Raw genomic sequence first — 19,675 nt, forward strand, 5'->3', positions numbered from 1 at the left:
TGCCTAGGATGGAGTGAGGCCCCCAACCCCCGAAGGACCTGCTGTGCGCACTTTCATCTCCGCCCTTGCCACCGTGCTGGGCATCCTCCTGGCATCCGTTGCCGTACCCGCCATGTGGGTGGACCGGAACATCATCCAGGAAGACGGATTCGTCCGGCTTGCGGCGCCCCTCGGCAAGAACGCGGAGTTCCAGAAGAAACTCGCGGGCGCGGCCGTGGGAACGATCGATACCGGCTCGGTCCCCGGCGCCCTGTCGGGGCTGGTCGACTCGGTCCTGGAGAAGGCCGCGGAGTCACTGACCCAGCTCCCCGGCTACCCCGCAGCATGGGAGGAAACCCTCCGCAGGAGCCACCGCCTGAACTTCGCAAGCCCCGCGGGGGAGTCCTCCGGCAACGCCCCGGCGTCCTCGCTGACCCTTGACGTGACCCCGTTGGTTGCCCTCGGTTCGGAGGAAATCTCCCGCGCCACCCGGCTTCCCCTCAACCCGCCGGACCAAACGCTGATCAACGTCGGCCAGCCCGCTCAGCGCGAGTGGGCGGAGCGGCTGGCCACCTACGCGCCGATGGGCTACATCGCTGCCATCGGTTCCGGCATTGCGTTCCTCTTGGCACTCGTGGCGGCCCGCCGCCGCTGGACCGTGCTGTTCGTTGCAGGACTTGGCGGCCTGGCCCTCGCCGGACTCTGGTCGCTCGGACTGCAGCTGGGATCGGCCCGCGCCTGGGCCACGGACACCGGCAACGCGGTGGCCAACATGTTCCGCGACGAATTCGTGGGCGCAGCGGCGGCAGACTTCCAATCCTGGATCGCAGCCACGGCCGTGACAGGCGGCGTCCTGGCGGCAGCGGGGATTGTGACGTTGTTCGCGTCCCGGAAACGGGTGCGGGCCAGCCGGTAGCATGGAGGGATGACCACCTCGGCTGTACCCCTTTCGATGCCAACTGTTCCGCGCCGGCGCCGCTCGCCCCAGGAAGTGGCGGCGGCGGCCCCCGTGAACGGAACCAAAAAGGTGCTGCTGGCCGCGCCGCGCGGCTACTGCGCCGGTGTTGACCGGGCAGTGATTGCCGTCGAGAAGGCGCTGGAACACTACGGGCCGCCCGTGTACGTCCGCAAGCAGATCGTCCACAACGTCCACGTGGTCAGCTCGCTCGAGGAAAAGGGCGCCATCTTCGTTGACGAGACTGACGAAGTGCCGGAGGGCGCGCTGGTCATCTTCTCGGCCCATGGCGTGTCACCTGCCGTCGTCGAATCCGCTGAGAACCGCGGACTGCGCACCATCGATGCCACCTGCCCCCTGGTCACCAAGGTGCACAAGGAAGCCGTCCGCTTCGCCAAGGACGACTTCGACATCCTCCTGATCGGCCACGACGGCCACGAGGAAGTGGAAGGCACCTCCGGCGAAGCGCCGGACCACATCCAGATCATCAATGGACCCCACGAAGTGGACAAGGTGACCGTCCGCGATCCGGAGAAGGTCATCTGGCTGTCCCAGACCACCCTCAGCGTCGACGAAACCATGGAAACGGTCCGGCTGCTCAAAGACCGGTTCCCCACCCTGCAGGACCCGCCCAGCGACGACATCTGCTACGCCACCACCAACCGTCAGGTGGCCATCAAGAAGATCGCGCCAAAAGCGGACCTGGTGATCGTGGTGGGTTCGGCCAACTCTTCAAACTCGGTCCGGCTGGTGGAGGTAGCGCTGGAATACGGCGCCAAGGCCTCGTACCGGGTGGACTTCGCGAACGAGGTTGACGAAGCCTGGTTTGAAGGCGTGGCCACCGTGGGCGTCACCTCGGGCGCCTCTGTGCCGGAGGTCCTGGTGCAGGACGTGCTGCGGCTGCTGGCCGACTACGGCTACGGAGCGGTGGAAGAAGTGGTTACTGCCGAGGAGGACCTGCTGTTTTCCCTGCCCAAAGAGCTCCGCGCAACCCTGAAGGAAGCCGGCGACGTCAGCCGCGCCCTGGGTGGCCGCCGGAGCCGCAGCTGACCGCCACCGCAGCTGGGGACTTGTCCCAGTAGGCGGGACAGCAACAAGCAAGCGTGAAAAGGAAGGGCCGGCCAGTTCAAATCACTGAACTGGCCGGCCCTTCCTGCATCCAGGGACAGTCCTCAGGCCGCTTCGTCGTCGCCCTGGAGTTCGGGGGCCACCAGCGCGCGCGGTGTTGCCTCCACCAGGGCCGGCGTGACGAGGCCTGAGTCTTCCAAAGTGTTGAGTTTCCGGGCCGTGGGCAGGATCCGGGCTTCCAGGGTGCCCACCATGGCGTTGTAGCGGTCCACCGACGACTTCAGGGACGATCCGAGTTTCCCGACGTTCTCGCCCAGCGTCCCCATCCGTTCGTACAGCTGCCGCGCGAGCTCGAACAGTTCGCGGGCGTTGTCCGTCAGGACATCCTGGCGCCAAGTGAACGCCACGGACTTCAGCACCGCGAGCAGGGTACTGGGCGAGGCAAGGACCACATTGCGCGACAACGCATGGTCCAGGAGGCCGGCGTCTGCCGTGAGCGCCGCCGCAAGGATGGATTCTGCCGGAATAAAGCAGACCACCAGCTCCGGGGAGTTTCCCGGAATGTCCCAGTACTTCTTGGTGCCCAAGGCATCCACATGTGCCCTTAAGGCCTTGGCGTGCGCCGCCAACAAGGCTTGGCTGCGGGCCTCATTCCCGGACCGTGCCCCGGACGGCAGGGCTGTGCGGGGATCCGCCACACCGAGATCCTGTGCCTCCAGGTAGGACGACAGCGGCACTTTGGCGTCCACCACCAGTTGTTTCCCGCCCGGCAGCTGCACCACCAGATCGGGGCGGACGGAAGAGTCGTGGCCCGCACTGTGGACCTGCTCCACGAAGTCCACGTGGCGGAGCATCCCCGCGGCCTCCACGACCCGCCGAAGCTGTACCTCGCCCCATTGGCCCCTGGCGCTGTTTGACCGCAAAGCCGATTCCAGGGCGTGCGTGGAGCGGATCAGCTGTTCGTCGGACAGCCTGGCTTCCTGCAGTTGCTGTGCCAGCTGGCCGTACTGTTCCACCCGGTCCCGTTCCAGGAGCCCCACCTGCTGCTGGACCGCGGAGAGTTTTTCGGCCACCGGTGCCAAGGCGCGCAGCACGCTGCCGTCCTGTGTCCGCGCCTCACCCAGCTCACGGTTCTGGGCAGCCAAAAGCCGCCGCTCGGCGTCGGCCGCTGCCAGCTGGGCGGTCACCTCGGAAAGCCGGGACGAGACTCCGTCAAAGTCCGCCTCCAGTCCGCGTGAGTTCCTGCGCAGCAGGACGTACGTGGCAGCGGCACCGGCGAGTGCGCCCAGCAGCAACATCAGAAAGGCCAAAATCAAGGCAAAAGCATCCATGGGTTCACTGTTGCACGGGGCTCTGACAATCACGGCCAGTGACATCCCCGGGTACTGGCCGCAGTGGCCCGGCGGGTAGAATCAATGCTCGTGGCTCTTACTATTGGCATCGTCGGACTGCCCAACGTCGGCAAATCAACCCTTTTCAACGCACTGACCCGCAACCAGGTGCTCGCGGCGAACTACCCGTTCGCCACGATCGAGCCCAACGTCGGCGTGGTCAACCTGCCGGACCCGCGGCTGGAGAAGCTGGCTGCCATCTTCGGATCCCAGCGCGTGCTTCCCGCCGCCGTGTCCTTCGTTGATATCGCCGGCATCGTCAAGGGCGCCTCGGAAGGCGAAGGGTTGGGCAACCAGTTCCTGGCCAACATCCGTGAGGCTGAGGCCATCGCCCAGGTAGTCCGCGTGTTTGATGATCCCGACGTCATCCACGTCGACGGCAAGGTGGACCCCCGTTCCGACATGGAGACGATCAACACCGAGCTGATCCTCGCGGACCTGCAGACGATCGAAAAAGCCGTACCGCGGATCGAAAAAGAAGTCAAGATCAAGAAGCGCGAGGCCGCCGAACTGGCCGCCGTCAAGGCCGCCCAGGCGGTACTGGAACGCGGCGACACAATCTTTTCCTCGATCAAGAGCGACAAGCTCGAGATGGAGCACCTGAAGGAGCTCGGCCTGCTGACAGCCAAGCCTTTCATCTACGTCTTCAATGCGGACGAGGGAATCCTCGGCAGCCCCGAGAAGCAGGCGGAGTTGCGCGACCTGGTGGCCCCGGCAGACTGCATCTTCCTCGACGCGAAGCTGGAATCGGACCTCGTTGAACTGGACGAGGAAGAAGCCCGCGAAATGCTCGAGATGAACGGCCAGGACGAATCCGGCCTGGACCAACTGGCCCGGGTTGGCTTCCATACCCTGGGGCTCCAGACGTACCTCACCGCCGGGCCGAAAGAAACCCGGGCCTGGACCATCAGGCAGGGCGATACCGCGCCGCAGGCTGCCGGTGTCATCCACTCCGACTTCCAGCGCGGGTTCATCAAGGCCGAGGTGGTGTCCTTCAACGACCTCGTTGAAGCAGGTTCCATGGCCGAGGCAAAGTCCCGCGGCAAGGTCCGCATCGAAGGCAAGGAATACGTCATGGCCGACGGCGACGTGGTGGAGTTCCGCTTCAACGTCTAGTTCCAGGCCCGGAGACCAGAGGCGACAGCCGCCAGGACGCGAGTTCCTGGCGGCTGTTGCGTTGTGTCACCAGTTGCCGAAGTCCCCTTAGAACACTCAGTCCCCTTAGAACAGCGGCCAGGGAACCGCGGACATCCGGCCGCCGGGAGCCGGGAACTGGCCGGTGCGGCGCAGCCGGGCGCAGCGTGCCGCCAGGGACTCGATTTCTTCGCCGGTCACCAGCTCTGCCAGGTCGCTGCCCAGCCTGCCGTCCAGGGCCTGGCTGACGTGGTCGACGCCTTCAAGCTCCTCGGCGGTCAGGTCTTCTCCCAGCCATCCCCACAGCACCGTGCGCAGTTTGTGCTCGCTGTGGAAGGTGAGGCCATGGTCCACGCCGTGGCGGTGGCCCCCGGGCATGGCGAGGATGTGGTTGCCCTTGCGGTCGGCGTTGTTGACGATGATGTCGAACACCGCCATGCGCCGCAGCGCCGGTGTGTCTTCGTGGACCAGGGCTACCGTGCGCCCCGTCTCGTCCTGTCCCTCAAGGACCTGCTTCCACCCGTCGGAGACCTGCTCTGCCGGGACCAGGTCCACCGGATTCGCGGCAGGGTCCTTCTCCTGCCACAGCTGGACCATTCCTTCGCCCAGCGGGCCATCGCGCAACCACGTGAGGGGAACGATGTTCCAGCCGAGGACCTCCGACACCAGGTAGGCCGCCACTTCCCGGTGTGCCAGTGTTCCGTCCGGGAAATCCCACAAGGGGCTCTCCCCGGCGATCGGTTTGTAGACCACGGCCACATCGCCGATGCCGCCCAGGAACGTTGCGTTCGAGGCCGTCGTAATCCGGCCGGTCAAGGTCAGCCCGGCGGCCACCAGGTCCGGCGCCGGCATCAGGCCTCGGGAAGGGTGCAGGTGTGTCCGTCGGCGTCCATAGGGTAGCCGCAAAGCGGGCACGCTGGACGCCCTGCGCCTACGATCTCACGGGTACGTTTGGCGAAGGCACGTGCCGTGCCGACAGGCATCCGCACCACCAGCATTTCCGACTCGTCGGAGTCCTCCTCAAGCAACTCGTCGTCGTCATCAGCATCGGTGAGGGGATGCGCCTCGATGACCACCTGCGCCGTGGCGGGGTCCCACCCCAGGCTCATCGCCCCGGTTCGGAACTGTTCCCGGACGTCCTCAAGCTGGTCGTTATCAACCAGTTCGGGGGGAGTGCCTGTGGGAACGCTGAACGGGTTGTTCTCCACGGTCCTGAGCTGATCGAGGAGTTCGTCGATCTTCTCCGCCAGCAGGGCGGACTGCTGCTTCTCCATGGCGATACTCACCAGCTGCGATCCTGCGCGCACCTGAAGGTAGAACGTACGCGCCCCCGGCAGGCCAATGGTGCCGACAACCACCCGGTCAGGCCAGTCGAACTCGTGAACACGTGTAGGCATGTCAGTATTCTAGGCACATGAGGTTCACGGCGCCTTGTGCCCTGCGCCGCCGCCCACCGGCGCATCGCCGGAGTCCACGCCTTTCGACAACCACGACAGGTCACCTGCATCGGAGTTGGTTGCGTAGACGCTCGGCCTGTTGGCCCCGTAGCGCACGATCGATACGGACGCGGGGCCGACGTTAATCCGCTGGAACAGGTCAAGGTGCATGCCCAGGGCGTCAGCGAGGATTGACTTGATAATGTCGCCGTGGCTCACGGCCGCCCACACGGCCCCGGGCCCGTGCTCGGCTTCGAAGGCCGCGTCGTGGCGTCGAACAGCCGCCACAGACCGGGCCTGCATCGCGGCCATGGATTCACCGCCAGGAAAGACGACGGCGGATGGTTGGGACTGCACCACAGGCCACAGGGCCTCTGTCGCGAGGTCGCTGAGCAGGCGCCCCTGCCATTGGCCGTAATCGCACTCGGTGAGATCGGGATCGATCGGCGCGTGCGGCGCGCCGGCCTGGCGATCCAGGATGAGCCTGGCGGTCTGCAGGCACCGCTCGAGGGGACTGGACACCACGCCGACCAACGGCACAGACGCGAGCCGGTCCCCGGTCAGTGCCGCCTGGTCCCGTCCGACCTGGTCCAGGTCTACGCCGGCGGTCCGGCCGGCCAGCAGCCCAGTGGCATTGGCTGTGGTGCGGCCGTGCCGCACAAGAATAACGGTCGCCATGCAACCAGCCTAACCACCCTGCGCACACTTCATGAGCACTGGCCGTCCGGGAGTTCCGCTGCAATGCCTGACCGCACCGTGGCGGCCCGGCACCGAAGGGCGGCCGCCTTGGCGGTCATCTTGCCTTGGCATCCCTCACGAGCAGGGCCAGGGCAGGTACCCCGGCGAGCAGGGCAGAAGCCAGCAGCAGCACGCCGTACTCGGGAACCAGGGCAGACGCGGCGCCTGAAACCATGCACGCCGTCAGGGCGGCATAGAGGGACAACCGCAGCGGCTTGCGCTCATCCCTTGGGTTGAAGAACCTGAACCCTCCGAGGCCGGCCGTGACAACAGCGCAGGCAATAATGACTACCGACACGACCCCCGCGGGTCCGGGAGAATCCTTGAGCCGGTCGATGAGGACGACCGGGACTGCGAGCATCCAGCAGCCGAGCAGCACTGCCAGGATGCAACCGGCGAGCCGCCCCTTCGGCACCGGATCCAGGACGTACAACTGTTGTACTGGCAGGTCCGCCTGCTGCGCGCGGCGATGGGCTGCAGGTGGTGGCGGCTGTGACGGCCGTGCGGTGTTTTCAAGCATTTCTTCCCCCGAATGTCATTGCCTGATGTCCGTCCACCCTACCTCCGCCGGGCCCAGCCGCAACCGAGGCACCATATGGTTGCCGTATGACCGATGGACCACGCCTGCGCCTCGTCCTGCCCCATCAACTCTTCGAGAAGCACTGGCAAGAGACGGGGACGGACACCGCCTTCGTGCTCATCGAGCATGACCTCTACTTCCGCCAGTACTCCTTCCATTCCCACAAGCTGGTCCTGCACCGCGCGTCCATGGCACGGTTCGCCAGCCGGCTGCGCGGGCTCGGCTATGAGGTGGTTGTCCTCGCAAGCGACCGGGACCGGACGTCCCGTGCCCAGCTTGCTGAGCTGGTCAGGCAACGGCGCCCGCGGTCGGTGACCTGCTTCGACGTCGTCGACGACTGGCTGGAGCAGGACCTGACCGCAGGCCTGGCCGACGGCGGTTACCGGCTGCGCACGGAGGACGTGCTCGAGACGCCGAACTTCCTGACCACGCGCAGGCAGGTGGAAGAATGGTTCACCCACAACCGGCCACGGATGCAGGACTTCTACGTCTGGCAGCGCCGGCGGCTGGACATCCTGGTTGACAACGGCGAACCCGTCGGCGGCAAATGGTCCTTCGACGCGGAGAACCGCAGGAAGCTTCCCCGGGGGCATGTGCCACCCACTATCAGCCGCTTCAAGGACCATCCCGCTCGCCAGCAGCAGGGCGCGTTCGATCTGGAGCCGCTGACTGACTCTTCCCGCCCGGCCGGAGAGGGTTATGGCGACGAACCGTCCCGCGAGGTCGGCCTCGCGATTGAATGGGTGGCCCGGGAATTCCCGGAGGCCCCGGGGGAACCCAGTCTCTTCGCGTGGCCCACTTCCTCCCGTGAGGCCCGGGAACATCTGAAGGAATTCGTCGCGGAGCGCCTGGACGGATTCGGGCCCTACGAAGACGCGATCTCCGCCGAGCATCCGTTCATCAACCACGGCCTTCTCACGCCGGTCCTGAACATAGGCCTGCTGGATCCGCGAGAAGTCCTGCAGGCTGCCCTGGACGGCGCCGGTGACAACACGCCGCTGGCCTCCCTTGAAGGGTTCGTGCGGCAGGTGATCGGCTGGCGCGAGTACATGCGGGCCACGTACCGGTTGAGGGGGCGCCGGATGCGCACGGCCAACCTGCTCAACCACCGAAACCGGCTGGGTGCGGGCTGGTGGGACGCCCGTACCGGGCTGGCCCCGGTGGACATGGTCATATCGCGTGTCCTGGCCACCGGTTATGCCCACCACATAGAACGGCTGATGGTGCTGGGCAACGCCATGTCGCTGCTGCGGATCCACCCTGACGATGTCTATGAGTGGTTCATGGAAATGTTCATCGACGCCTATGACTGGGTGATGGTCCCCAATGTCTATGCCATGAGCCAGTTCGCTGCGGGAGCCGACATCACCACCAAACCCTACGTCTCAGGCAGCAACTACCTGCGGAAGATGTCGGACCTGCCGGCGGGGGAGTGGATGGCGGACTGGGACGGGTTGTACTGGGCGTTCATCGATGACCACCGCCCCGTTTTTGAGCGGAATCCGCGCTCGCGGATGGCCGTGGCCTTGTGGGACAGGATGGATCCGGCGGCCAGGGACAGCCACCGCGGCCGTGCCCGGGCGCTGCAGGACGGGCACGGCCGCGGACGCCTGTTGCGGGAGCCCCCCGTTTGACGGGAAGGGGGGACAGGATTCGATGACTGGGCAGTGGCACCGCGTATCCTGATTCCACCGGGCCTGTTCATGGCGGCCCGTCCCCCTCCGGAGAGGGAAAACACAAAGGAGACGGCATGCCGGTCAGGCGCCTGTTGCAACGGCTCACTGCTGCAGTGGCGGCTGCCCTGGTGCTGTCCGGATGTTCCGGTGGCGGCGCGCCGTCGGTCGTAGTCGGGGAAGCCAAGCGGGGCGGCAGCGTCACTGTTGCGGAGGTCAACGCCTTCTCTTCCTTCAACCCTTACAGCGCCAACGGAAATACAGACATCAATACGAAGATCGGCGCTATTACGCACTCCGGCTTCTTCTTCCTCGATGACAGTTCCAAGGTGGTCCGGAACGACAAGTTCGGGCACTACGAAAAAGTCTCGGACCAGCCCCTCAAAGTGAAATACACCGTCAACGAGGGAGTGAAGTGGTCCGACGGGGCTCCCGTGGGCGCAGCCGACCTGCTGCTGAGCTGGGCCGCCGGATCCGGCTATTTCGACGACGTCGATCCCGGTACCGGGAAAGGCACCAAATACTTTGCAACCGCCTCCAACGCCACCGGCCTGGCAGGCACCGTCTTTCCGGAACTCGGTTCGGACGGGAGATCCATCACCATCGAGTACGCCGCACCGTACGCCGACTGGGAAGTGGCGTTCGACGTCGGTCTCCCGGCCCACGTCGTAGCGGCCAAGAGCGGGCTCAGTGACGAAAAGGACCTGGTCAACCTCCTCAAGGACACACCGCGCGGCAATCCTGAGAAGCCCGTGACCATCCCGGCGCTCAAGAAGGTCAGCGACTTCTGGAACACCGGCTTCGACACGAAGAAGATCCCGGATGATCCGGCGCTCTACCTCTCCAACGGCCCTTACATCGTCCGGGACATCGTCCCGGAAGTCTCCATGAAACTGGTCCGGAACCGGGATTACACGTGGGGCCAGGAACCCTGGCTGGACGAGATCAACGTCCGGTTCACCGGGGCCGTGCCCGCCGCAGTCGATGCCTTGCGCAACGGGCAGGCGGACATCATCTCGCCCCAGCCCTCCGCCGCCACCGACGCGCTGCTCGCAGGCCTGTCCGGGCAGGGCATCACCGTGCAACGCTACAAACAGGCCGGCTATGACCACCTGGACCTGAACTTTGCCGGGCCGTTCAAGGACAAGGACGTTCGCGAGGCCTTCCTCAAAACGGTTCCCCGGCAGGACATCGTGGATGCCGTGCTGGGCGGACAGGCGCCGGACAACAAGCCACTGGATTCGCAGGTCTTCCTTCCGGACCAGCCCAAATACGCCGACACCGTGAAGAAGAACGGTTCCTCGGATTACGCCGCAGTGGACATCGACGGCGCCCGGAGCCTCCTGAAGGGGGCCACGCCCACCGTCCGGATCCTGTACAACCGGGACAACCCCAACCGCGCCAAGGCCTTCACCCTGATCCGGGACTCGGCCCAACGTGCGGGCTTCCGCGTCGAAGACGGCGGCCAGGCCAGCGCAGACTGGGCCGCAGCGCTCAGCCGCGGCGGCTATGACGCGGCGTTGTCCGGGTGGATCGGCACCGAGGCCGGAGTCAGCCGGGTGCCGCAGATCTTCCGCACCGGGGGCGGCAGCAACTTCACGGGCTACTCCGACGCCGATGCCGACAAGGTGATGGCGCAATTGGCCGTGACCACTGACCTTGGCAAACAGGACGAACTCCTGGCCGACATCGACAAACACGTCTGGGAGGACGCCTACGGCCTTCCGCTGTACCAAACCCTGGGCACCACGGCGTTCAGCTCCCGGGTGGCCGGCGTGAAAACCAGCCCCGGCCCGGTGGGCGTCTGGTGGAACGTCTGGGACTGGCGTCTGGCCTAGGCCCTGAAGCCCCCACGCGGCGGACCGGCACGCCGGAACGTGAACGATCACGGCGCCAATTCGCCGTCTGGCGTACCGGCGAGTAGCATGTGACGTGCGTAACTGCCCATCACTCGACGGGGTATTTGACTGCTCCGGTCACGGTTTGGCAACGGAGTACCAGTATCCGGACTTCGTGCGGTTAGGCTAACCCGTATATGTAGGTTTCGTCACAGCGGTCAGCTGTGTCCAGCCTGCGGGGAAGCACAAGATTTCCCCAATATCTCTCTCCCACAACTCATAGGAGGCGGAATGCGTTTTACGCGCACTTCCAAAGCACTGGGCATCGTGGCAATAGCCGCGCTTGCCCTGACCGGGTGCGGCGGCGGCGGCAGCACTGGCGGGTCCAGCACTGCTGCCGGCGATCCGAACAAGGTCATCACCGCTTACAGCAATGAGCCACAAAACCCGTTGCTGCCGGCAAACACCAATGAGGTCTACGGCGGCCGCGTCGTAAACTTGCTGTTCGAAGGCCTTCGCAGCTACGACGCCAACGGCAAGGCAGTGAACGCACTGGCCGATTCCATCGAGTCCTCCGACGCCCAGAACTGGACCATCAAGGTCAAGCAGGGCCAGAAGTTCACCAACGGGGAAGCCATCACGGCCAAGACTTTCGTTGACTCCTGGAACTTCGCCGCGAACTCCAAGAACCTGCAGAACAACGGCTTCTTCTTCGAGTCCATCGCCGGCTACGACGACGTCTCGGCCGTGAACTCGGTGAAGGGTGCTGACGGCAAGACCACCACCACGCCGGCTCCCAAGGCCGACACGATGTCCGGGCTGCAGGCAACCGATGATTCGACCATCACGGTCAAGCTCGCCCAGCCTGAGGCCGACTGGTCCCTGCGCCTTGGCTACTCCGCCTTCTACCCGCTTCCTTCCGCCGCCTTGGCTGACCCCAAGACCTACGGTGAAAACCCGGTGGGCAACGGACCCTACAAGTTCGAAAAGCAGGGTTCCTGGGTCCACGACCAGTCCATCACCCTGGTGAAGAACGCAGACTACAAAGGCACCCGCGAGGCCAAGAACGGCGGCGTGACCTTCAAGTTCTACACCGATCCGGGCCCCGCATACACGGACCTGCAGTCGGACAACCTGGACATCACTGACGTCCTGCCGTCCAACGCGCTGAAGACCTACGTCAACGACTTCCCGGACCGCAACGCCACCAAGGCTGTTGCTACCGACTCCACCCTGAACATCCCGGGCTACAACCCGAACTTCCAGGGTGAAGCCGGCAAGCTGCGCCGCCAGGCCCTGTCCTACGCCATCAACCGCGAGGAAATCGCCAAGGTTGTCTTCAACGGCACCCGCACCCCGGCCAAGGCGTTCGCTCCGCCCGTCATCGACGGCTTCAAGGAAGGCATCAAGGGCAGCGAAGTCCTGAACTTCGATCCCGCGAAGGCCAAGGACCTGTGGGCCCAGGCCGACAAGATCCAGCCTTACGATGCCTCCAAGCCCCTCCAGATTGCCTCCAACACTGACGGTGGCAACAAGGAATGGATCGACGCTGTTGCCAACGGCTTCAAGAACAACCTCGGCATCCAGGCTGAAATCCAGCCGTTCGCCAAGTTTGCAGAGGTCCTCAACCTGCGCAAGTCCCAGCAGCTGCCGGGCCTGACCCGCGCAGGCTGGCAGGGTGACTACCCGTCGCTCTACAACTTCCTGGGGCCGGTATGGGCCACGGGCGCTTCCTCCAACTACGAGAAGTACTCCAACCCGGAGTTCGACAAGCTGCTGAAGGAAGGCCTGGCAGCCAAGAGCACGGACGAGGCCAACGCCAAGTTCAACCAGGCCCAGGAGATCCTGTTCCAGGACCTGCCCGGCCTGCCGCTCTGGGACCAGGCACGTCCGATCGTGTGGAGCAACAACATTGTGAAGGCCGAGACCGGCTGGAACGGTGAAATCCTCTACTACGGCATCACCGCCAAGTAGGCCCAGATCTAACTTGCCGAAGGCTGATGGGGGTTCCGGTTACGTCCGGGCCCCCATTGGCTTGCAACCGGCAGGAAGGCATTCATGAACGCGTTTTTCCCTTTACCGGAAGGCAGGTGACCCTGTGATCCGGTTTATCCTGCGCCGACTTCTGCAGGTGATCCCTGTATTCCTCGGCACTACCCTCCTGGTGTACTACATGGTGTTCGCCCTGCCCGGCGATCCCATCGCCGCGCTCTTCGGCGACCGCCAGCCCCCGCAGGCAGTTATTGACACCCTGCGCAGCCAGTACCACCTGGACCAGCCATTCTGGGTCCAATACGGCTTGTTCCTCAAGAACCTCTTCACCTTCAACCTCGGCAACGACTTCACCGGCCAGCCCATCGCGGCAAGCCTTGCCCGGGTCTTTCCCGTGACGGCCATGCTGGCCGTCGAGGCGCTGGCCATCCAGGCCATCTTTGGCGTCGCTTTCGGAGTGTTTGCGGGCCTGCGCCGCGGCGGCTGGTTCGACTCCACGGTCCTGGTGGCCTCGCTGGTGGTCATCGCCGTTCCGACGTTTGTTTTGGGTTTCGTTTTCCAGCTCGTCTTTGGCGTAAAGCTCGGCTGGGCAAAACCCACTGTGGGCGCCAACGCCGACTGGGTGACCCTGCTGCTGCCGGCAGTGGTCCTGGGGCTCGTCTCCTTTGCCTACGTTCTCCGCCTGACGCGTGCGTCAGTGAGCGAGAACATGAACGCCGACTACGTGCGGACGGCTACCGCCAAGGGTCTCTCGCGGCCCAGGGTGGTCCTGGCGCACATCCTGCGCAACTCGCTCATTCCGGTGGTTACCTACCTCGGCGCCAACCTTGGCGGCCTGATGGGCGGTGCCATCGTTACGGAGGGCATCTTCAACGTTCCCGGCGTGGGCAACAAGCTCTACCAGGCAGTCCTCCGCAGTGAAGGCCCCACCATCGTCTCCATCGTCAGCGTGCTGGTGCTGGTGTTCGTGGTGGCCAACCTGCTTGTCGATCTCCTGTACGCCTGGCTTGACCCGAGGATCCGCTATGACCAGTAATAACAGCCACTTTGTGGCCCCCATTGAAGAGACGCCGCTGCAGGCAACGGACACCGTCAAGACTGACCAGGCGCCCCTCAGCCTGTGGGCTGACGCCTGGCGCAAGCTCCGCCGTCGTCCGCTGTTCATTATTTCGTCAGTGCTGATCCTCGCCCTGATCGTCATCGCGCTGTTCCCGGGCCTGTTCACTTCTACACCTCCCAACGACTTCTGCGAGCTTTCGAACTCCGAGGGCGCGCCCACTGCCGGCCACCCTTTCGGATTCACCTTCCAAGGCTGCGACGTCTACTCCAGGGTCATCCACGGCACGCAGGCCTCGCTTTCCGTGGGCCTGCTCTCGGTCCTCTGCGTCTTGGTCATCGGTGTGACACTCGGCGCCCTCGCCGGCTACTACGGTGGCTGGATCGATGCTGTGCTCGCACGCCTTGGCGACATCTTCTTCGCCCTGCCGCTGGTCCTGGGTGCGCTGGTCATCACCCAGCTTCCGTTGTTCCGCGAGAACAAGAGCGTGTGGACCGTTGTGTTCGTCATATCGCTCCTCGCATGGCCGCAGATGGCCCGTATTACCCGCGGCGCAGTGATTGAGGTGCGCAACTCGGACTTCGTCACGGCGGCACGCGCGTTGGGTGTGTCCAAGTTCGGGGCACTCATCCGCCACGTCCTGCCGAACGCCCTGGCACCGATCATCGTCCTGGCCACCTTGGAACTGGGCGTGTTCATCGTGGCAGAAGCAACCCTGTCCTTCCTGGGTATCGGCCTGCCGCAGAGCATCATGTCCTGGGGCAACGACATCGCCGGTGCGCAGGCATCGATCAGGACGCGGCCGGAAATCATGCTCTACCCGGCCGCTGCGCTGTCCATCACGGTGCTGAGCTTCATCATGCTGGGCGACGCCGTGCGCGACGCCCTCGACCCGAAGAGCCGTCAGCGATGAGAGATAAAGAGATGACAACTCCAGACGTCCGCATTGATGAGGCCGGCACCACCGGGATCAGGCCGCTGCTCGAAATCCGCGACCTCGCCATCACCTTCAAGACAGGCGGCGGTGAAGTCAAGGCCGTACGGGACGCCCACCTGACCATCATGCCCGGTGAAACCGTGGCCATCGTGGGGGAGTCCGGCTCCGGCAAGTCCACCACCGCGTTGGCGGCCATCGGCCTCCTGCCCAACAACGGCAAGGTATCCGGCGGCCAGATCCTTCTCGACGGGGAGGACATCGCCCACGCCAGTGAGCAGCGCATGATCGAACTGCGCGGCAACACCATCGGCATGGTCCCGCAGGACCCCATGTCCAACCTGAACCCGGTCTGGAAGATCGGTTACCAGGTCCGGGAAACACTGCGTGCGAACGGCCGGCCCAGCGGGCCGGACGACATCGCCAAGGTGCTTTCGCAGGCAGGGTTGCCCGACGCCAAGCGCCGGGCCAACCAGTATCCGCACGAGTTCTCGGGCGGCATGCGCCAGCGTGCCCTGATCGCCATCGGACTGTCCTGCCAGCCTCGCCTGCTGATTGCCGATGAGCCGACGTCGGCCCTTGACGTCACGGTCCAGCGGCAGATCCTGGACCACCTGGAAACCATGACCAACGAGCTGGGCACCTCCGTCCTGCTGATCACCCACGACCTCGGCCTCGCCGCCGAGCGTGCGGACAAGGTCGTTGTCATGTACCAGGGCCGGGTGGTTGAAGCGGGACCCTCGCTCGAGCTGCTCCGCAACCCGCAGCACCCGTACACCAAGCGGCTCGTGGAGTCTGCCCCGTCCCTTGCCAGCCGCCGTATCCAGGTGGCCAAGGAACAGGGCGTGGAGACAACCGACCTTCTGGCGCCTGCTGCCGAAACGGCGAAGTCCGATACCTTCCTGCAGATCCAGGACCTGCGGAAGGTGTACAAGCTCCGCCAGGGACTGGGCAAGGCAACGGACTTCGCGGCGGTCGACGGCGTTAGCTTCGACGTCCGCCGCGGAACCACGACGGCGATCGTGGGAGAGTCGGGGTCCGGCAAGTCAACGGTGGCCAAGATGGTCCTCCAGCTGGAGAAGCCGACGGACGGGAAGATCCTGTTCGACGGCGTCGACACCTCCGTGCTGAAACCTGCTGAACTGTTCAAGTTCCGCAGGCGGGTCCAGCCGATTTTCCAGGACCCGTACGGTTCCCTCGATCCGATGTACAACATCTACCGCACGATCGAAGAACCGCTGCGGGTCCACAAGATCGGGGACCAGGCCAGCCGGGAGAAGAAAGTCCGGACCCTGCTGGACCAGGTGGCTCTGCCCCAGTCCGCCATGCAGCGGTACCCGAACGAGCTCTCCGGCGGCCAGCGGCAACGTGTGGCAATCGCCCGGGCCCTGGCGCTGGATCCGGAGGTCATCATCTGTGATGAGGCCGTGTCCGCGCTCGACGTCCTGGTGCAGGCGCAGGTCCTTAACCTGCTCGCCGACCTCCAGGCCAACCTTGGGCTGACCTACCTGTTCATCACCCACGACCTCGCCGTGGTGCGGCAGATTGCCGACCACGTGTGCGTGATGGAAAAGGGACGGTTGGTGGAAACCGGTTCAACGGACGCTGTGTTTGAATCGCCCCAGCAGGATTACACCAAGGCGCTGCTCAACGCCATCCCCGGTGCGAAGCTGATGCTTCCGCCTGAGGTGGCATAGGACACAGCCTGCCAAACAGCTGGAGCCGGGACCGTAGGTCCCGGCTCCAGCTGTTTAACCGTCAGTCCTGCAGCCCGCCGGTGCCGCCGGGGACTGCCGCCAGGGAGCCCTGGTCTGCAGCCGACGTCCGGTCCAGCTTCAACTCGCGGAGCCGGCGCTCAAGGATCCCGCCCAGTGCCACGCGGCCTGCGGCGTTCATGTGGACCGCATCGGCCAGGTCCTTGGCCAGGCCGTACCGGGTGAGCCAATCGCCGGCGGAAACAAAAGACAGGCCGTGGGCGGCGGCCACGGACCCCACCAGGGTGTCCACTTCGCTGCGGCGGCCGCCGCCGTCGTTCGCGCCGCGTGCCAAGGTTCCGATCATCGCCACCCGGGTAGCGGGGTAGCGGGTTTTGAGATCGGCGATCAGCCGCTCGGCATTGCGGACAATCTGGGCGTCGGTTGCGCCGGTGGCGGCGTCATTGCCGCCGCCTTCGATGACGATCAGCGCCGGCGTGCCGGCGGGAAGCAGCCAGTCTCCGCGCTCCATGGCGTCAACATAGTTGCCGGTGGCACCGTTGGCCGCGACATACCCTGTCCCTCCGCGGCCGCAAAAATATACGTCGTACCCGGCAGCGGCGAGGCCAAGGCGCGGCCAGCCGTCCAGGGGCTCGGACTGGGAATCACCAATCAGCAGGACAGTCCTGCTGATGTCCGGCACCACCGCTTCAAGCCTTCCGTTTCCGGCATTCAGGAGCCGGGACGTGGCTGCCACGTTGGTCTTCACAGCGGTGGCCGGCACCGGTCCACCGGACGCCGCGGCCCGCGACAGGACGCTGGCGCCATTTTCGGCGGGCGACCCGCACCCGGCCAGCCCCAGGACCGCGGATGCTGCCAGCAGTGCCGATGCCATGACGGCGGCGGCCCGGGCGGCTCCGCTGGGCGTGATGGCCGTGGCACGGGGCATCGTTGTCTCCGACTTGCTCTGAAGGGTGGGCGCTGAGTCACAGCAATCATGCCACGCCGGCACATGTGCCAGTGAATTTCGTCACACTCTGCAGCGCCGAGCCCCGCGGGAAGCAGCCGGCGGGGCGCCCGGTCCCGCCGGATTTTAGGCCAATAAATGGCTCACCGGCTAGAATAGATGCAGGCGCCCTGTGCCAAGGGCCTTGTCCGTCGTGCGTTCCAGTTGGAAATGTCGCGATACAACAGCTGACTCCACTGAATCGAGCTTTTACGCATGTCTGAAACCACCACCAACACCGCGGTAGCCACTGCCTCGCGCAGTGACCTCCGCAACGTCGCGATTGTGGCCCACGTTGACCACGGCAAGACCACTTTGGTCGACGCCATGCTCAAGCAGACCAACTCCTTTGCCGAGCACAACCACCTCGAAGACCGCGTGATGGACTCCGGTGACCTTGAGCGCGAAAAGGGCATCACCATCCTGGCTAAGAACACCACGGTGGCCTACAATGGTCCGTCTTCGAACGGCGAGACCATCACCATCAACGTCATTGACACCCCCGGCCACGCCGACTTCGGTGGCGAGGTAGAGCGCGGCCTGTCCATGGTCGACGGCGTCGTCCTCCTCGTTGACGCATCCGAGGGTCCGCTGCCCCAGACCCGCTTCGTCCTCCGCAAGGCCCTGGCCGCGCACCTGCCCGTCATCCTGCTGGTCAACAAGACCGACCGTCCCGATGCCCGCATCGAGGAAGTCGTTCACGAGTCCATGGACCTGCTCCTGGGCCTGGCCTCCGACCTGGCCGACGAGGTTCCCGACCTCGACCTGGACAAGATCCTCGAAGTTCCTGTCGTTTACGCCGCAGCCAAGGTTGGCCGCGCCTCCCTCGAGCAGCCCGCTGACGGCACCGCCCCGGAGAACGAGGACCTGGAGCCGCTGTTCAAGACCATCGTCGAGCACATCCCGGCCCCCACGTACAACCCAGAGGGCGTCCTGCAGGCACACGTCACCAACCTGGACGCGTCCCCGTTCCTGGGTCGCCTCGCGCTGCTCCGCATCTACAACGGCACCCTCCGCAAGGGCCAGACCGTAGCTTGGGCCCGCGCGAACGGTGAGCTGAAGAACGTCAAGATCACCGAACTGCTTGCCACCAAGGCACTTGACCGCGTTCCGGCCGAATCCGCAGGCCCCGGCGAGATCGTCGCCGTCGCCGGCATCGAGGACATCACCATCGGTGAGACCCTCACCGACGCCGAGAACCCGCAGCCGCTGCCGCTGATCACGGTGGACGATCCTGCGATCTCCATGACCATCGGTATCAACACCTCCCCGCTGGCCGGCAAGGTCAAGGGTGCCAAGGTCACCGCGCGCCAGGTAAAGGACCGCCTGGACAAGGAACTGATCGGTAACGTCTCGATCAAGGTACTCCCCACCGAGCGTCCCGACGCCTGGGAAGTCCAGGGCCGTGGCGAGCTGGCGCTGGCCATCCTGGTTGAGCAGATGCGCCGTGAAGGTTTCGAACTGACCGTGGGCAAGCCGCAGGTTGTCACCAAGATCGTTGACGGCAAGGTCCACGAGCCGATGGAGCACATGACCATCGACGTGCCCGAGGAGTACCTGGGCGCAGTCACCCAGCTCATGGCTGCCCGCAAGGGCCGGATGACCAACATGGCCAACCACGGTACCGGCTGGTGCCGCATGGAGTTCATCGTTCCGGCCCGCGGCCTGATCGGTTTCCGCACGCGGTTCCTGACGGACACCCGCGGTGCAGGCATCGCAGCGTCCATCTCCGAAGGCTACGAGCCGTGGGCCGGTCCCATCGAGTACCGCACCAACGGTTCGATGATCGCCGACCGCGCCGGTGTCGTGACGCCGTTCGCGATGATCAACCTGCAGGAGCGTGGCTCGTTCTTCGTCAAGCCCACCTCTGAGGTTTACGAGGGCATGATCGTCGGCGAGAACTCCCGCGCCGACGACATGGATGTCAACATCACCAAGGAAAAGAAGCTCACCAACATGCGTGCGGCTTCCTCCGACACCTTCGAGAACCTGACCCCGCCGCGCGACCTGACCCTCGAAGAGTCACTCGAATTCGCCCGCGAAGACGAGTGCGTCGAGGTGACACCGGATGCCATCCGTATCCGCAAGGTCATCCTTGACACCAACGAGCGCTCCAAGGCCAACCGCGCCCGCGCCAAGGCATAACGACGCCCTGAACGCACAGAACGCCACCGGTACTTCACCGGTGGCGTTCTGCATT

Annotated in this window: 16 protein-coding genes; 10 read left to right on the forward strand and 6 right to left on the reverse strand. The window is 65.0% G+C overall.

Going from position 1 to position 19,675, the window contains the following annotated elements; genetic code table 11:
• The first annotated feature begins 43 nt into the window (after window positions 1-43).
• Window positions 44-895, forward strand: coding sequence for a hypothetical protein (locus QRN53_RS13070; RefSeq protein ID WP_285244271.1), 852 nt, complete (start codon window positions 44-46; stop codon window positions 893-895).
• Between the two features lie 9 nt (window positions 896-904).
• Entirely contained in the window at window positions 905-1,984 is a 1,080-nt protein-coding gene (locus tag QRN53_RS13075; RefSeq protein WP_285244272.1) for a 4-hydroxy-3-methylbut-2-enyl diphosphate reductase, read from the forward strand.
• Window positions 1,985-2,106: 122 nt separating this feature from the next.
• Here QRN53_RS13075 and QRN53_RS13080 read toward each other — a convergent pair whose 3' ends face one another.
• Window positions 2,107-3,333 carry a DNA recombination protein RmuC gene (locus QRN53_RS13080; protein ID WP_285244273.1) on the reverse strand — a complete coding sequence of 409 codons (1,227 nt, stop codon included), beginning with the start codon at window positions 3,331-3,333 and terminating at the stop codon, window positions 2,107-2,109.
• A 90-nt stretch (window positions 3,334-3,423) separates the two neighbouring features.
• Here QRN53_RS13080 and ychF point away from each other — a divergent pair, with 90 nt between their 5' ends.
• Window positions 3,424-4,509, forward strand: a complete 1,086-nt coding sequence (gene ychF, locus QRN53_RS13085; protein WP_285244274.1) for a redox-regulated ATPase YchF — start codon at window positions 3,424-3,426, stop codon at window positions 4,507-4,509.
• A gap of 105 nt (window positions 4,510-4,614) precedes the next feature.
• On the opposite strand, the gene QRN53_RS13090 is transcribed toward ychF, so the two are convergent.
• The 4 genes from QRN53_RS13090 to QRN53_RS13105 form a co-directional block, all read right to left on the reverse strand.
• Window positions 4,615-5,379 (reverse strand): SCO1664 family protein, encoded by a 765-nt coding sequence (locus QRN53_RS13090; RefSeq protein WP_285244275.1) that lies wholly within the window; start codon window positions 5,377-5,379, stop codon window positions 4,615-4,617.
• Window positions 5,379-5,924, reverse strand: coding sequence for a DUF3090 domain-containing protein (locus tag QRN53_RS13095; protein WP_285244276.1), 546 nt, complete (start codon window positions 5,922-5,924; stop codon window positions 5,379-5,381). Before QRN53_RS13095 ends, QRN53_RS13090 begins: the two co-directional genes overlap by 1 nt.
• Window positions 5,925-5,948: 24 nt before the next feature.
• On the reverse strand, window positions 5,949-6,641 hold the full coding sequence (locus QRN53_RS13100; protein WP_285244277.1) for a histidine phosphatase family protein: 693 nt from the start codon (window positions 6,639-6,641) through the stop codon (window positions 5,949-5,951).
• Window positions 6,642-6,756: 115 nt separating this feature from the next.
• The gene (locus QRN53_RS13105) at window positions 6,757-7,221 is read right to left on the reverse strand and encodes a hypothetical protein (RefSeq protein ID WP_285244278.1); all 465 of its coding nucleotides are present in this window, start codon (window positions 7,219-7,221) and stop codon (window positions 6,757-6,759) included.
• An 86-nt stretch (window positions 7,222-7,307) separates the two neighbouring features.
• Between QRN53_RS13105 and QRN53_RS13110 the strand changes: the two genes are divergently transcribed.
• The 6 genes from QRN53_RS13110 to QRN53_RS13135 all read left to right on the forward strand — a co-directional run bounded on the left by QRN53_RS13110 (window position 7,308) and on the right by QRN53_RS13135 (window position 16,472).
• On the forward strand, window positions 7,308-8,915 hold the full coding sequence (locus QRN53_RS13110) for a cryptochrome/photolyase family protein (protein ID WP_285244279.1): 1,608 nt from the start codon (window positions 7,308-7,310) through the stop codon (window positions 8,913-8,915).
• A gap of 116 nt (window positions 8,916-9,031) precedes the next feature.
• Complete coding sequence (locus QRN53_RS13115) at window positions 9,032-10,792, forward strand: ABC transporter family substrate-binding protein (protein ID WP_285244280.1); 1,761 nt, start codon at window positions 9,032-9,034, stop codon at window positions 10,790-10,792.
• Between the two features lie 291 nt (window positions 10,793-11,083).
• A complete protein-coding gene (locus QRN53_RS13120) occupies window positions 11,084-12,766 on the forward strand; it encodes a peptide ABC transporter substrate-binding protein (protein ID WP_285244281.1) in 1,683 nt (560 codons plus the stop codon).
• 124 nt (window positions 12,767-12,890) lie between these two features.
• The gene (locus QRN53_RS13125; protein ID WP_018760325.1) at window positions 12,891-13,820 is read left to right on the forward strand and encodes an ABC transporter permease; all 930 of its coding nucleotides are present in this window, start codon (window positions 12,891-12,893) and stop codon (window positions 13,818-13,820) included.
• Window positions 13,810-14,754, forward strand: coding sequence for an ABC transporter permease (locus QRN53_RS13130; protein ID WP_285244282.1), 945 nt, complete (start codon window positions 13,810-13,812; stop codon window positions 14,752-14,754). The genes QRN53_RS13125 and QRN53_RS13130 overlap by 11 nt, the downstream gene beginning before the upstream one ends.
• 11 nt (window positions 14,755-14,765) lie before the next feature.
• A complete protein-coding gene (locus tag QRN53_RS13135; RefSeq protein WP_285244283.1) occupies window positions 14,766-16,472 on the forward strand; it encodes a dipeptide ABC transporter ATP-binding protein in 1,707 nt (568 codons plus the stop codon).
• A 61-nt stretch (window positions 16,473-16,533) separates the two neighbouring features.
• On the opposite strand, the gene QRN53_RS13140 is transcribed toward QRN53_RS13135, so the two are convergent.
• A complete protein-coding gene (locus QRN53_RS13140; protein ID WP_285244284.1) occupies window positions 16,534-17,418 on the reverse strand; it encodes an SGNH/GDSL hydrolase family protein in 885 nt (294 codons plus the stop codon).
• Between the two features lie 273 nt (window positions 17,419-17,691).
• On the opposite strand from QRN53_RS13140, the gene typA reads away from it, so the two are divergent.
• Window positions 17,692-19,620: a translational GTPase TypA gene (typA, locus tag QRN53_RS13145; protein ID WP_285244285.1), complete on the forward strand. Its 1,929-nt coding sequence runs from the start codon at window positions 17,692-17,694 to the stop codon at window positions 19,618-19,620.
• The last annotated feature ends 55 nt before the right edge of the window (window positions 19,621-19,675 follow it).

The sequence above is a fragment of the Pseudarthrobacter sp. fls2-241-R2A-127 genome (assembly GCF_030209355.1).
Lineage (GTDB): Bacteria > Actinomycetota > Actinomycetes > Actinomycetales > Micrococcaceae > Arthrobacter.